Below are 14,088 nucleotides of genomic sequence, written 5' to 3'. Positions count from 1 at the left end.
CAGGCGAAAGACAGATCACATATTTGACTGTGGTGCTTTTCATATTCGTATGAAAGGAATGATCAGGCATGTCTAAACATCAAGCAGTGATCCAGACAGATATTGTAAAAGGAACGATTAACAAAAATATATACGGTCATTTTGCGGAGCATTTAGGAAGAGGGATTTATGAGGGGATTTGGGTCGGAACAGACTCGAGCATTCCCAATATAAACGGAATACGAAAGGATGTGCTGGAAGCGCTCAAGCAGCTTCATATTCCTGTCCTCAGATGGCCTGGCGGGTGTTTTGCAGACGAATATCATTGGGCAAACGGTGTCGGAGACCGAAAGACGATGCTTAACACGCACTGGGGCGGAACAGTTGAATCAAATGAATTCGGAACGCATGAATTTATGATGCTTTGCGAGCTGCTTGAATGCGAGCCTTATATCTGCGGCAATGTCGGAAGCGGAACGGTTCAGGAAATGGCGGAATGGATCGAATATATGACGTTTGAAGAAGGCACTCCAATGTCAGACTGGAGAAAACAAAATGGAAGAGAGGAGCCTTGGAAGCTGAAATATTTCGGGGTGGGCAATGAAAACTGGGGCTGCGGCGGAAACATGCACCCTGAATACTATGCTGATCTGTACCGGCGTTTTCAAACCTATGTGCGAAATTACAGCGGCAATGAAATCTATAAAATTGCTGGCGGCGCAAATGTAGATGACTTTAATTGGACGGACGTGCTTATGAAAAAAGCCGCCGGCCTGATGGACGGATTGAGCCTTCATTATTACACGATTCCGGGTGATTTCTGGAAAGGCAAAGGGTCAGCGACAGAATTCACAGAGGATGAATGGTTCATTACAATGAAAAAGGCCAAATATATCGACGAACTGATTCAAAAACACGGCACAATTATGGACCGGTACGATCCGGAGCAGCGGGTCGGCCTGATTATTGACGAATGGGGCACGTGGTTTGATCCTGAGCCGGGCACGAACCCTGGTTTCCTTTATCAGCAAAATACCATTCGCGATGCACTGGTGGCGGCTTCTCACTTCCACATTTTCCACCAGCATTGCCGCCGGGTGCAAATGACCAACATCGCCCAAACGGTAAACGTTCTTCAAGCCATGATTTTGACTGAGGGAGAGCGGATGCTTTTGACACCGACGTACCATGTATTTGATATGTTTAAGGTACACCAGGATGCTTCTCTTTTAGACACTGAAACAACGTCTGCTGACTATGAATGGAAGGGAGAAACGCTGCCGCAAATCAGTGTTTCAGCCTCGAAACATGCAGAAGGCGATATCAATATTACGATTTGCAACATTGACCATCAAAACAAAGCGGAGGCCGAGATTGAACTGAGAGGTGTTGACAAGACTGCGGACCATTCTGGAGTCATTCTCACGGCAGAAAAAATGAATGCCCATAACACGTTTGACGATCCTCATCACGTCAAACCGGAATCTTTCAGCCAATACACGCTCAACAAAAACAAACTGAAAGTAAAACTCCCGCCTATGTCAGTTGTCTTACTCACGCTGCGGGCTGATTCTTAACCAAGCGAGAGCGCCGGAGCTTCATGCCGGCGCTCTCTTTCATGTTTGAAAATTGCTCCGGGAGGGCATGGTAAAGTACATGACAGTAAAGAGGAGTGTTATTCTATGCTTCGTACCATTCTAATGATCATCGGGGCAATTGTAGTGATCGGGGCCATTATCAGATTTGTGTTTTAATGAAAAAAGACATATCCCATTCCATCAAGACAAAAATGAGTAAACCGATTGCGATCAGGAGAAAATAATTTCTAAGCATTAAAATAGCGTGAACGAATGGGAGATGCTATACTAAACATCATCATTCACAATTGGAGGAATTCAATAATGGCTATCGTAAAAGCAACTGATCAATCTTTCTCAGCTGAAACAAGCGAAGGCGTCGTACTGGCTGATTTCTGGGCTCCTTGGTGCGGACCTTGTAAAATGATTGCACCTGTTCTTGAAGAACTGGATCAAGAAATGGGAGACAAACTCAAAATCGTAAAAATCGATGTGGATGAAAACCAAGAAACAGCCGGAAAATACGGCGTTATGAGCATCCCGACACTTCTTGTGTTAAAAGACGGAGAAGTTGTTGAAACTTCTGTCGGCTTCAAACCGAAAGAAGCGCTTCAAGAGCTTGTAAACAAACATCTTTAATTTACGGCTGCTTACATGCCAGAGCGATTCCGATTGAGGGATCGCTTTTTTTATTCGCCAATTGTGAACCGTAGAGAAAAACAAACGTTCGTGTTAAACTGGAAATAAAGGACTAAATATAAGGAAGGGTAATAGATGAACAAACAACTGAAAGAAAAACTCGCCCTCCTTCCTGATCAGCCCGGGTGTTATCTCATGAAGGACCGGCAGCAGACTGTGATCTACGTAGGAAAAGCTAAAGTGCTGAAAAACAGAGTGCGCTCCTACTTCACCGGTTCTCACGATGCGAAAACCCAAAGGCTTGTGACGGAAATCGAGGATTTTGAATATATCGTGACGTCCTCCAACCTTGAAGCGCTTATTTTAGAAATGAACTTGATCAAAAAGCATGATCCGAAATACAATGTCATGCTGAAAGACGACAAAACCTATCCTTTCATAAAACTTACCCATGAACGCCATCCAAGGCTGATTGTCACCCGCAATGTCAAAAAAGACAAGGGGCGTTATTTCGGGCCGTACCCGAATGTACAGGCTGCAAGAGAAACAAAAAAACTGCTAGACCGGCTGTATCCTCTCAGAAAATGCTCCAAGCTGCCGGACAGAGTATGCCTTTACTATCATTTGGGCCAATGTCTCGCTCCGTGCGTAAAGGACATTTCCGAAGAGACAAACAGAGAGCTGGTTGAGCGCATTACCCGTTTCTTAAAGGGCGGCTATAATGATGTCAAAAAAGAGCTTGAAGAGAAGATGCAGGAAGCTGCGGAGAATCTTGAGTTTGAACGGGCAAAAGAGCTTCGCGACCAAATCGCCCATATTGACTCAACGATGGAAAAACAAAAAATGACGATGAACGATTTAGTCGACCGTGACGTATTCGCGTACGCATATGATAAGGGATGGATGTGTGTGCAGGTCTTTTTCATCCGCCAAGGAAAGCTTATTGAGCGGGATGTCAGCATGTTTCCGCTCTATCAGGAAGCTGATGATGAGTTCCTTACGTTCATCGGGCAGTTTTATTCAAAAAACAACCACTTCCTTCCAAAGGAAATTTTAGTTCCGGACAGCGTAGATCAATCGATGATTGAGCAGCTGCTGGAAACAAACGTCCACCAGCCGAAAAAAGGCCCGAAAAAAGAACTGCTTATGCTGGCCCATAAAAACGCGAAAATCGCGTTGAAAGAAAAATTCTCTTTAATTGAACGGGACGAGGAGCGTTCAATCGGGGCTGTGCAGAAACTCGGTGAAGCCTTGAATATTTATACCCCGCACAGAATTGAAGCGTTTGATAACTCAAACATACAGGGGACAAACCCGGTTTCCGCGATGATCGTATTTATCGACGGCAAACCGAACAAAAGGGAATACCGCAAATATAAAATCAAAACCGTTACAGGGCCGGATGATTACGGTTCAATGAGAGAGGTCGTCAGAAGGCGTTATTCAAGAGTGCTTCGTGAAAACCTGCCGCTTCCCGATCTGATCATCATTGACGGAGGAAAAGGGCAAATCAACGCTGCAAGGGATGTTATTGAAAATGAATTAGGCCTGGATATTCCCATCGCCGGCTTAGCAAAAGACGAAAAACACAGAACTTCAAATTTACTCATCGGGGAACCGCTGGAGGCGGTATATCTGGAACGAAACAGCCAGGAATTTTACCTCCTGCAGCGCATCCAGGACGAGGTGCACCGATTCGCGATCAGCTTTCACCGGCAAATCCGCGGAAAAAGCGCGTTTCAATCCGTCTTGGACGACATCCCGGGCATCGGAGAGAAAAGAAAGAAAATGCTGTTAAAGCATTTCGGTTCGGTTAAAAAAATGAAGGAAGCAAGCCTTGAGGACCTCAAAAAAGCGGGTGTTCCGGCAGCGGCGGCTCAGCTCCTTTACGACAAATTGCAAAAATAGTGTTGTCCTTTTAAAAAAGATCTGATAAAATGTGAACTAATTTCATAGTTAGATCGTGTTATATGGTGAAGATAGAGGTGCGAACTTCAAAAGTAAGCCTTTGGAGAAAGATGGATTCTGTGAAAAAGGCTGAAAGGGGAGCGTCGCCGAAGCAAATAAAACCCCATCGGTATTATTTGCTGGCCGTGCATTGAATAAATGTAAGGCTGTCAAGAAATCATTTTCTTGGAGGGCTATCTCGTTGTTCATAATCATTTATGATGATTAATTGATAAGCAATGAGAGCAAATTCCTCTCATTGCTTTTTTTATTGTGGACAAAGCGCTCTTTCTCCTCACCCGCACGAACCAAAATGTAAAGGGTGGTCATTCATGGGTCTTATCGTACAAAAATTCGGAGGTACTTCCGTCGGCTCAGTCGAAAAAATTCAAAATGCGGCAAACCGCGCAATTGCAGAAAAACAGAGAGGCCATCAAGTCGTCGTAGTCGTTTCAGCTATGGGGAAATCCACTGACGCATTGGTCAGCCTTGCAAAAGACATCACTGGCCAGCCGAGCAAACGCGAAATGGATATGCTGCTGGCGACTGGCGAACAGGTCACGATTTCCCTGCTTTCAATGGCACTGCATGAAAAAGGCTATGACGCGGTGTCCTATACTGGCTGGCAGGCGGGAATCCGCACGGAATCCGTACACGGAAACGCCAGAATTACAGATATCGACACTTCTGTTTTAACAGACCAGCTTGAGCAAGGAAAGATTGTGATTGTCGCAGGATTCCAAGGCATGGCGGACAATTGCGAGATCACAACATTGGGCCGTGGCGGTTCAGACACAACAGCAGTCGCTTTGGCTGCCGCATTAAAAGCGGATAAATGTGACATATACACAGATGTGCCCGGCGTGTTTACAACCGATCCGCGCTATGTGAAATCAGCGAGAAAGCTTGCCGGAATCTCATACGATGAAATGCTTGAGCTTGCCAATTTAGGCGCCGGCGTTCTTCATCCGAGAGCCGTTGAATTTGCGAAAAATTACGAAGTGCCGTTAGAAGTACGTTCAAGTACAGAAACAGAAGCGGGAACATTAATTGAGGAGGAATCATCCATGGAGCAAAATTTAATTGTCAGAGGCATTGCGTTCGAAGACCAAATCACAAGGGTAACCATTTACGGGCTGACTGGCGGCCTGACAACCTTGTCTACAATATTTACAACACTTGCCAAAAGAAACATTAACGTTGATATCATTATCCAAACGCAAGCTGGAGACAATCAGACCGGAATTTCCTTCTCTGTCAAAACAGAAGACGCAAACCAAGCCGTTGCAGTGCTTGAAGAGTATAAGGGCGCGCTTGAATTCGCGAAAATCGAGACAGAAAGCAAATTGGCCAAAGTATCCATCGTCGGATCCGGCATGGTCTCAAACCCTGGTGTAGCGGCAGAAATGTTTGCTGTACTGGCGGAAAAAAACATATTAATTAAAATGGTCAGCACATCTGAAATCAAAGTGTCAACAGTCGTAAGCGAAAATGACATGGTGAAAGCGGTCGAAGCGTTGCACGATGCATTTGAGCTTTCAAAACACCCTTCAGCTGTGTAACGACAATCAAAAAGGCGGGACTATTGAAGTCACCGCCTTTTTGATTACACTGGATCTTTCAAATCCCATTTCACAGTCAGAACCACTTTATCGGCTCTCTTTTTCACTTGTTCATATGATTCGGCAATCTGCTCATTCAGCAATTGAATTTGTTCAGCAATAAAACCAGCTTCCAATTGAAAACATGGTTCTTTCTGGTGTTTAAGCCGGTTGGAAATGATCGGCCCTTCAAGTTCAAATTCAAGCTCCTGTTTTTTTGCGCTTACGTTTGTAAGGGTTCCCCAGCCCGCTTCTTCAAAGAAAGCCGGAAATTGCTCCCATGATTCAAGAGGAAACTTACGGGCGAGATGTTTCCCTGCCCAATACATCATGGAAGAGTAATCTTGGCCAAGCATATCTGGGAGAACGATCTCTCGTATTAGTTCGTAGGCGTAGGCGTTCATTTCGATTTCTTTTAAATGATCAATAGATGCTTCAAATTTAGACTTCATATCTGTCTCCCCTCTCTCCTTCGTATATTATAGCCCAAAGAGGGGGAGGTATTACAGAATGATCCTGTAATTCTTATGAAATTTTAAGGGAGAAATATATACTGATAAAATAAAATTTTTGAATCAACTAATTAATTCGGAAAATTGTAATTTATGTACGCGTTTTCTTGACGCCCTTTTGAGGGAGGAGTAAAATGAAATTGTCAATAAATCTTAATAAAGTGCTTACAATTGAAAGAAGTGGGGGAAGAGATTTAGCACATTTCGCACTTATCAAACAGGGGGTAAAGTAATGTCTGGGAACAGAGAGTTTTATTTTCGAAGATTGCATTCCTTGCTTGGCGTCATACCGGTCGGCATTTTTCTCATTCAGCATTTAGTCGTCAACCAGTTTGCTGCAAGGGGCGCTGATGCATTCAATAATGCTGCGCATTTTATGGATAGTCTGCCTTTCAGGTATGCCTTGGAAATTTTTATTATCTTCTTACCATTAATTTATCATGCAATTTATGGTGTGTACATAGCGTTTACTGCGAAAAATAATGCAGGTCAATACAGCTATATGAGAAATTGGCTCTTTGTCCTGCAGCGTGTAACCGGTATCATCACCCTCATTTTCGTCAGCTGGCATGTGTGGGAAACCCGTATTGCAGCGCAAATGGGCGCTGAGGTCAACTTTGACATGATGGCGAATATTTTGAGCTCTCCGGCTATGCTTGGCTTCTACATTGTCGGTGTCTTATCAACGATTTTCCACTTCTCGAACGGTTTATGGTCGTTCGCTGTTACATGGGGCATCACGGTAACGCCTCGTTCTCAAAGAATTTCGACTTACGTTACGCTGATTATTTTTGTTGCACTGTCTTACGTAGGCTTAAAAGCGATTTTTGCATTTGTATAAGAGTACTAGATTACTAGAGGGAGAGGGGCTATCATGAGTCAATCAAGCATTATCGTAGTCGGCGGGGGTCTTGCCGGCCTCATGGCGACAATTAAAGCAGCGGAATCAGGAATGGCGGTTAAGCTTTTTTCCATCGTTCCTGTCAAACGGTCTCATTCGGTTTGCGCGCAAGGCGGCATAAATGGAGCGGTCAATACTAAAGGGGAAGGCGACTCTCCATGGGAGCATTTTGATGACACTGTGTACGGGGGAGACTTTCTTGCGAACCAGCCGCCGGTCAAAGCGATGTGTGACGCGGCGCCTTCTATCATCCACTTATTAGACCGTATGGGCGTCATGTTTAACCGGACGCCAGAAGGCCTGCTTGACTTCCGCCGATTCGGAGGCACACAGCACCACAGAACTGCTTATGCGGGTGCGACAACGGGGCAGCAGCTGCTTTACGCACTGGACGAGCAAGTGCGCAGGTACGAAGTTGCGGGTCTGGTTACAAAATACGAAGGCTGGGAATTCCTTGGCGCTGTATTGGATGACGACAAAACCTGCCGCGGAATTGTTGCGCAAAACCTGACAAACATGCAAATTGAATCCTTCCGTTCAGACGCTGTAATTATGGCGACGGGCGGACCGGGAATTATTTTTGGAAAATCGACGAACTCCATGATTAATACAGGGTCTGCAGCTTCGATCGTTTATCAGCAGGGAGCGTATTATGCAAACGGAGAATTCATTCAAATCCACCCGACAGCCATACCGGGCGATGACAAGCTAAGACTGATGAGTGAATCGGCGCGCGGTGAAGGCGGACGCGTGTGGACATATAAAGACGGAAAGCCGTGGTACTTCCTGGAAGAGAAATACCCGGCATACGGGAATCTGGTGCCGCGTGATATTGCGACACGCGAAATATTTGATGTGTGTGTCAACCAGAAACTCGGCATTAACGGCGAAAACATGGTGTATCTCGATCTTTCTCATAAAGATCCGAAAGAGCTTGACATTAAGCTCGGCGGCATCATTGAGATTTATGAGAAATTCATGGGAGACGACCCGCGTAAGCTTCCAATGAAAATCTTCCCGGCGGTTCATTACTCAATGGGCGGATTATGGGTGGATTACGATCAAATGACGAACATCCCGGGACTGTTTGCAGCCGGGGAATGTGATTACTCTATGCACGGCGGCAACCGCTTGGGGGCAAACTCCCTGCTCTCCGCGATATACGGAGGAATGGTGGCCGGACCGAATGCGGTGAAATATGTAAACGGCTTAGAATCTTCAGCAGAAGACATGTCTTCCTCTTTATTTGACGCTCACGTCAAAAAAGAAGAAGAAAAATGGGCTGAGATTATGAGTATGGACGGAACAGAAAATGCCTATGTTCTTCACAAAGAGCTTGGTGAGTGGATGACGGCAAACGTCACGGTTGTCCGCCATAACGACAAGCTATTGAAAACGGATGACAAAATTCAGGAACTAATGGAGCGGTTTAAAAAGATTAACATCAATGATACGACGAAATGGAGCAACCAAGGGGCGATGTTCACACGCCAGCTCTCGAACATGCTTCAGCTTGCGAGAGTGGTTACCCTTGGCGCTTACAACCGCAATGAAAGCAGGGGCGCCCATTATAAACCGGATTATCCTGAACGTAATGATGATGAATGGCTCAAAACAACAATAGCTAAACATGTAAGCCCGTATGAAGCGCCGGAATTTGAATATCAGGATGTCGATGTCTCACTGATAACGCCTCGGAAACGGGATTACTCGAAGAAGAAGGTGGCGAAATAATCATGAGTGAACAAAAAACGATACGATTTATTATCACACGGCAAGATACAACCGACAGCACGCCTTACGATGAAGAATTTGAGGTACCATACCGCCCAAACCTTAATGTCATTTCCGCACTGATGGAAATTCGCCGGAATCCGGTTAACGTGAAAGGTGAAAAGACAACCCCTGTCACATGGGATATGAACTGTCTTGAAGAAGTATGCGGCGCATGTTCAATGGTCATAAACGGAAAACCCCGCCAATCTTGTACGGCGCTTATCGACCAGCTTGAACAGCCGATCCGCTTAAAACCGATGAAAACTTTCCCGGTCGTGCGTGATTTGCAGGTTGACCGGAGCAGAATGTTTGATTCATTGAAAAAAGTAAAAGCCTGGATACCGATTGACGGTACGTATGATTTGGGACCGGGGCCGAGAATGCCGGAAAAACGCCGTCAATGGGCATATGAATTATCAAAATGCATGACGTGCGGCGTCTGCCTCGAAGCCTGCCCGAATGTGAACAGCAAATCGAAGTTCATGGGGCCGGCACCGATGTCTCAAGTCCGCCTGTTTAACGCCCATCCGACAGGCGCCATGAATAAATCTGACCGATTAGAAGCACTGATGGATGACGGCGGCCTTGCAGATTGCGGAAACTCGCAAAACTGCGTTCAGTCCTGCCCGAAAGGCATCCCGCTCACCACTTCGATTGCAGCCTTAAACAGAGATACAAACTTACAAGCGTTCCGTAATTTCTTCGGAAGCGACAGAGTATAAGAAGAAAAAACCTCTTCCGCATGGGAGAGGTTTTTTAACCATAAGGAGATGAGTAAAGATGAAGATTCCCGCTTATATTGACATGCCGTTTCAAGAATGGAAATCGTCCTTTTCTTTTTTTTATCAAGTATCCGTGCGATTTTCCGAGACGGACATGTTTGGACACATGAATAATGTGACACCTTTTATATACTTTGAGGAGGCGCGGATTTCTTATTTTAAAAAGCTGAATATGATGAATGAAAACAAACAGACCATAACGGTCGTGGCAAGCCAGCAATGCGATTATCTGCGCCAAGTCATGCCTTATGAAGAGTTGCGCATCTATGTGAAAACAAGCGCCGTCGGCAGCTCATCCCTTACCTTGCATTATCTCGGAGAGAATCGCAAAGGCGAACCGTGCTTCACCGGAGCCGTTGTGATGGTCCAAGTCTCAAAGGAAAGCGGCAGGGCTGTCAGCTGGACAGATGAGGAGAAAGAAACGCTGCTCCCTGCACCATAAACTAATTCTCTTGTAAACGTCACCTCCCGTGCCCTTCTTACATAAGATATCTTGACTATATCAAACCCATTCGTTTCTGATTCGCTCTCACCTTAGCAAGGAGGGTTACAATACTTGAAGGAGAAAGAATTTCAATCGAAGCCGCTGCTAACGAAAAGAGAAAGAGAAGTGTTCGAATTGCTCGTTCAAGATAAGACAACAAAGGAGATTGCAAGCGAGCTATTTATCAGTGAGAAAACCGTTCGAAACCATATTTCAAATGCCATGCAGAAATTGGGTGTGAAAGGGCGTTCGCAAGCCGTTGTTGAGCTTCTTAGAATGGGTGAACTAGAGCTTTAATCCTTGCCGGTATTCCTTCTTTCAGGAAGGAGCCGGTTATTCCTGTTTGTTCGGCACGTTCTCAAACCATGTTTGGCTTGCTATGCAAAAAGTTGGATGGCAACGGATAGAGCAATACATGTTTCTGTTTGGTGTTGTTTGCCTAAAGTCCTCCATTTCTCTTGCGGAGTCTTGCATTTTCTTCAAAAAAGAAGGAAAATAGACACGGAACGCTTTTGTGCGTAAGAGATCCTTGAGTGAGGGATGGACAAATGACATCAAAACATTTGGAGCATGTTGCGGATATAGAAAAGTCACTCCGCCACATTGCCGCGATCATTAAGCAAAAAGGACGAGAAATCCTTAACCAATATGCGATTACGCCGCCGCAATTTGTCGGCCTGCAATGGCTTTATGAATTGGGAGATATGACAATCGGCGAACTGTCGGGTAAAATGTATCTGGCATGCAGCACAACAACGGACTTAATCGACCGCATGCAGAAAAATGACCTTGTCGAGCGGGTCAAGGACCCGGCGGACAGACGTGTCGTCCGGATACATCTGCTGCCAGAAGGAGAGCGGATTATCCAAGAGGTCATTACAAAAAGGCAGGAATACCTGCGTGATATGTTCGAAACGTTTACAGATGAAGAAGTAGCCATCTTCGAAAAATCATTGATGAAACTGCAGCATGAAATGAAGAGAAAATGAGGCGATTTTGTTGGAGCAACCAATAGGAGTCATTGATTCCGGGGTTGGCGGTTTAACCGTTGCAAAGGAAATCATGAGACAGCTACCAAAAGAAAATATTATCTACGTCGGGGATACGAAACGGTGTCCGTACGGGCCGCGTCCTGAAGAAGAAGTGCTTCAATACACGTGGGAGCTGACGAATTATCTACTTGAAAACCACCATATTAAAATGCTCGTGATCGCCTGCAACACAGCAACAGCGATCGCATTGGAAGACATCCGGCGCAGCGTCGGCATCCCTGTGGTCGGAGTCATTCAGCCGGGTGCGAGAGCAGCGATAAAAATGACGGAAAACCAGCATATCGGTGTCATAGGCACGGAAAATACGATGAAGAGCAACGCGTACGAAGAGGCGCTTTTGGCATTAAATCCTGATCTGAAGGTTGAGAACCTTGCCTGTCCGCTCCTTGTGCCTTTTGTGGAAAGCGGGAAGTTTCTTGACAAAACAGCAGACGAGATTGTCAAAACATCGCTGTATCCGTTAAAAGACACATCGATTGATTCGCTGATTTTAGGCTGCACCCACTATCCTATCTTAAAAGATTCCATTCAGAGATATATGGGAGAACACGTAAACATGATTTCGTCCGGCGATGAAACAGCCCGGGAAGTCAGCACAATTCTTTCATATAAAGGGCTGCTGAACCAGTCTTCGGTTGCCCCGAATCATCAGTTCCTGACAACCGGAGCGCGTGATCAGTTTGCGAAAATCGCAGACGACTGGTTTGGCCATGGGGTGGGCCATGTGGAATGCATCTCACTGCAAGAACCGATTAGAAAATAGCTTTGACCCGCAACGTCTTGTTGCGGTTTTTTTCTGTTTTGCCGGAATTCTTCGGTCTATTTCCAAATAAGGCTCGTATACATAATAGTACAAACAGCCTTAGGAGGGAAAAGTATGCTGAAAAAAGGACCTGCAGTCATTGGTGCCACTTGTCTCACCTCTGCCCTGCTTTTATCCGGATGCGGTTTGTTCCAATCTGATAAGGTAGCCGAGGAAATTGATCCGCCTCAAGACGTTACATACGTGAACGATGAAGCGGGGGCCGATTCAAATACAACAGCAGCCGAAAAAGCAGAAAGTGAAAAAAGCGATACCGCCAAAGCGGATCAAGTCTCATCTACAGTCATGAGGGAGCTTTATCTCATTGATAAAAACGGGTACGTTGTTGCGCAAACGCTGCCTCTTCCGAAAAGTGAAGGCACGGCTAAGCAGGCGCTTGAATTCCTCGTTCAGGGCGGGCCGGTGTCAGAAATTCTTCCGAATGGCTTCAGAGCCGTATTGCCGGCTGACACAACTGTTAACGTTGACATCAAAAAAGACGGCACAGCAATAGCGGATTTCTCTAATGAATTTAAAAATTATAAGAAGGAAGACGAGCAGAAAATTGTTCAATCCGTGACGTGGACGCTGACGCAATTTAGCTCGATAGATAAAGTAAAGCTTAGAATTAATGGCCATGAACTGAAGGAGATGCCTGTAGGAGGCACGCCAATCTCAGATGATTTAAGCCGTAAAGACGGAATTAATATGGAAACATCAGGCGTAAATGATCTCACCGCAACACATCCGCTCACCGTTTATTATTTGGCGGAAAACGAAGACAGTGAGTATTACGTGCCGGTGACAAAACGGATCGACAATTCGGAAAAAGACGACATCACAGCAGCAATCAATGAATTGGCTAAAGGCCCTAGCAAGGTGAGCGGGCTGTTAACAGATTTCAGTGATGACGTAAAGCTGGTCAGCAAACCGAAAATCAAAGACGGTCGCGTGACGTTAGATTTCAATCAATCCATATTCGGCAGCGCGGATGAAAAGACAAAAATGATTTCTTCAGAAGTGCTGAACAGTATTGTGCTGACGTTAACAGAACAGCCGGATGTAAAGAGTGTTTCCGTCAAAGTAAACGGGAAATCGGAGCTTGTCAATGAAAAAGGCGAAAAGCTCACTGAACCGGTCTCCAGACCTTCTCAAGTGAATACGGGTAGTTTTTAAATTGAAATTTTTGATATACTAGAAAGAAAGAGGTTAGCGTTCCGGCTGCCTCTTTCTTTATTCAATTCCGGGACAAAAATGGTTTATGTACATACAATCGGAGGTAAAACATGAGACATGACGGAAGACAACATGATGAGCTGCGCCCAATCACATTTGATTTGGATTTTATCAGCCATCCGGAAGGTTCTGTTCTAATAACAGCAGGAAATACAAAAGTAATCTGCAACGCGTCTGTGGAAGATCGCGTGCCGCCGTTTTTGCGGGGCGGAGGAAAAGGCTGGATTACAGCTGAATACAGCATGCTGCCGCGGGCAACAAACCAAAGAACGATCAGAGAATCTTCGAAGGGGAAAGTTTCCGGCAGAACAATGGAAATCCAGCGCCTGATCGGCCGCGCGCTTCGGGCAGTCGTAGATTTAGAAAAGCTCGGTGAACGGACGATTTGGATTGACTGTGATGTCATTCAGGCTGATGGCGGAACAAGAACCGCTTCCATTACAGGCGCATTTCTTGCCATGGCAATTGCGATTGGCAAGCTGCTCAAAGCGGGAACAATCAAGGCGAACCCGATCACTGATTTTCTTGCAGCGATCTCTGTCGGAATTGATAAGGAACAGGGGATTTTGTTAGATTTAAATTATGAAGAAGATTCATCCGCTGAAGTGGACATGAATGTCATTATGACAGGCAGCGGCCGTTTTGTTGAGCTGCAGGGAACCGGAGAAGAGGCGACGTTTTCACGGGATGATCTAAACGGTCTTCTCGGTCTTGCAGAAAAAGGCATTCAGGAACTGATTGATAAACAAAAAGAAGTGTTAGGTGATTCTCTGCCAGATTTGAAATAATGATAGAAAGGC

General features: G+C 45.5%; 14 protein-coding genes and 1 riboswitch. Of the genes, 13 read left to right on the top strand and 1 reads right to left on the bottom strand.

All coding sequences use genetic code 11. From position 1 onward, the window contains the following. Positions 1-68 precede the first annotated feature (68 nt). From abfB to M1D98_RS13465, 4 genes are all read left to right on the top strand, one after another. A complete protein-coding gene (gene abfB, locus M1D98_RS13480) occupies positions 69-1,556 on the top strand; it encodes an alpha-L-arabinofuranosidase AbfB (RefSeq protein ID WP_268522141.1) in 1,488 nt (495 codons plus the stop codon). A 324-nt stretch (positions 1,557-1,880) separates the two neighbouring features. Further along, the gene (trxA, locus tag M1D98_RS13475; RefSeq protein ID WP_003222500.1) at positions 1,881-2,195 is read left to right on the top strand and encodes a thioredoxin; all 315 of its coding nucleotides are present in this window, start codon (positions 1,881-1,883) and stop codon (positions 2,193-2,195) included. 135 nt (positions 2,196-2,330) lie between these two features. After that, positions 2,331-4,103, top strand: coding sequence for an excinuclease ABC subunit UvrC (uvrC, locus tag M1D98_RS13470; protein WP_435576460.1), 1,773 nt, complete (start codon positions 2,331-2,333; stop codon positions 4,101-4,103). Between the two features lie 64 nt (positions 4,104-4,167). Then, positions 4,168-4,347, top strand: a riboswitch (Lysine riboswitch). Between the two features lie 127 nt (positions 4,348-4,474). Next, a complete protein-coding gene (locus M1D98_RS13465; RefSeq protein WP_121643031.1) occupies positions 4,475-5,704 on the top strand; it encodes an aspartate kinase in 1,230 nt (409 codons plus the stop codon). Positions 5,705-5,748: 44 nt separating this feature from the next. Here M1D98_RS13465 and M1D98_RS13460 read toward each other — a convergent pair whose 3' ends face one another. Then, the gene (locus tag M1D98_RS13460; RefSeq protein ID WP_010329750.1) at positions 5,749-6,195 is read right to left on the bottom strand and encodes a YslB family protein; all 447 of its coding nucleotides are present in this window, start codon (positions 6,193-6,195) and stop codon (positions 5,749-5,751) included. A gap of 292 nt (positions 6,196-6,487) precedes the next feature. Between M1D98_RS13460 and sdhC the strand changes: the two genes are divergently transcribed. The 9 genes from sdhC to rph all read left to right on the top strand — a co-directional run bounded on the left by sdhC (position 6,488) and on the right by rph (position 14,076). Continuing rightward, positions 6,488-7,096 carry a succinate dehydrogenase cytochrome B558 gene (gene sdhC / locus M1D98_RS13455; RefSeq protein WP_121643030.1) on the top strand — a complete coding sequence of 203 codons (609 nt, stop codon included), beginning with the start codon at positions 6,488-6,490 and terminating at the stop codon, positions 7,094-7,096. A gap of 33 nt (positions 7,097-7,129) precedes the next feature. Then, entirely contained in the window at positions 7,130-8,890 is a 1,761-nt protein-coding gene (gene sdhA / locus M1D98_RS13450) for a succinate dehydrogenase flavoprotein subunit (protein ID WP_010329753.1), read from the top strand. A gap of 2 nt (positions 8,891-8,892) precedes the next feature. Then, positions 8,893-9,654 (top strand): succinate dehydrogenase iron-sulfur subunit, encoded by a 762-nt coding sequence (gene sdhB / locus M1D98_RS13445; RefSeq protein ID WP_010329754.1) that lies wholly within the window; start codon positions 8,893-8,895, stop codon positions 9,652-9,654. Between the two features lie 58 nt (positions 9,655-9,712). Further along, a complete protein-coding gene (locus tag M1D98_RS13440; protein WP_010329755.1) occupies positions 9,713-10,156 on the top strand; it encodes an acyl-CoA thioesterase in 444 nt (147 codons plus the stop codon). Between the two features lie 114 nt (positions 10,157-10,270). After that, positions 10,271-10,495 carry a spore germination transcription factor GerE gene (gene gerE, locus M1D98_RS13435; RefSeq protein WP_003184172.1) on the top strand — a complete coding sequence of 75 codons (225 nt, stop codon included), beginning with the start codon at positions 10,271-10,273 and terminating at the stop codon, positions 10,493-10,495. A gap of 251 nt (positions 10,496-10,746) precedes the next feature. Next, positions 10,747-11,187: a MarR family winged helix-turn-helix transcriptional regulator gene (locus tag M1D98_RS13430; protein WP_121643029.1), complete on the top strand. Its 441-nt coding sequence runs from the start codon at positions 10,747-10,749 to the stop codon at positions 11,185-11,187. Between the two features lie 7 nt (positions 11,188-11,194). After that, complete coding sequence (gene racE, locus M1D98_RS13425) at positions 11,195-12,013, top strand: glutamate racemase (protein ID WP_082246343.1); 819 nt, start codon at positions 11,195-11,197, stop codon at positions 12,011-12,013. Between the two features lie 114 nt (positions 12,014-12,127). Continuing rightward, positions 12,128-13,228, top strand: a complete 1,101-nt coding sequence (gerM, locus tag M1D98_RS13420; protein WP_435576461.1) for a spore germination protein GerM — start codon at positions 12,128-12,130, stop codon at positions 13,226-13,228. 110 nt (positions 13,229-13,338) lie between these two features. Then, positions 13,339-14,076 carry a ribonuclease PH gene (gene rph, locus M1D98_RS13415; protein ID WP_121643027.1) on the top strand — a complete coding sequence of 246 codons (738 nt, stop codon included), beginning with the start codon at positions 13,339-13,341 and terminating at the stop codon, positions 14,074-14,076. Positions 14,077-14,088 lie beyond the last annotated feature (12 nt).

It is taken from the genome of Bacillus sp. K7 (genome assembly GCF_053903245.1).
Note: the sequence above shows the minus strand (reverse complement) of the source record. Positions and strands in the feature narration are given on the sequence as shown.

Coding starts and splice junctions, on each gene's coding strand:
- gerM (WP_435576461.1), top strand. CDS start 12,128: ATGCTGAAAAAAGGACCTGCAGTCATTGGTGCCACTTGTCTCACCTCT.
- sdhC (WP_121643030.1), top strand. CDS start 6,488: ATGTCTGGGAACAGAGAGTTTTATTTTCGAAGATTGCATTCCTTGCTT.
- uvrC (WP_435576460.1), top strand. CDS start 2,331: ATGAACAAACAACTGAAAGAAAAACTCGCCCTCCTTCCTGATCAGCCC.
- M1D98_RS13460 (WP_010329750.1), bottom strand. CDS start 6,195: ATGAAGTCTAAATTTGAAGCATCTATTGATCATTTAAAAGAAATCGAA.
- abfB (WP_268522141.1), top strand. CDS start 69: ATGTCTAAACATCAAGCAGTGATCCAGACAGATATTGTAAAAGGAACG.
- sdhA (WP_010329753.1), top strand. CDS start 7,130: ATGAGTCAATCAAGCATTATCGTAGTCGGCGGGGGTCTTGCCGGCCTC.
- M1D98_RS13465 (WP_121643031.1), top strand. CDS start 4,475: ATGGGTCTTATCGTACAAAAATTCGGAGGTACTTCCGTCGGCTCAGTC.
- rph (WP_121643027.1), top strand. CDS start 13,339: ATGAGACATGACGGAAGACAACATGATGAGCTGCGCCCAATCACATTT.
- M1D98_RS13440 (WP_010329755.1), top strand. CDS start 9,713: ATGAAGATTCCCGCTTATATTGACATGCCGTTTCAAGAATGGAAATCG.
- trxA (WP_003222500.1), top strand. CDS start 1,881: ATGGCTATCGTAAAAGCAACTGATCAATCTTTCTCAGCTGAAACAAGC.
- sdhB (WP_010329754.1), top strand. CDS start 8,893: ATGAGTGAACAAAAAACGATACGATTTATTATCACACGGCAAGATACA.
- M1D98_RS13430 (WP_121643029.1), top strand. CDS start 10,747: ATGACATCAAAACATTTGGAGCATGTTGCGGATATAGAAAAGTCACTC.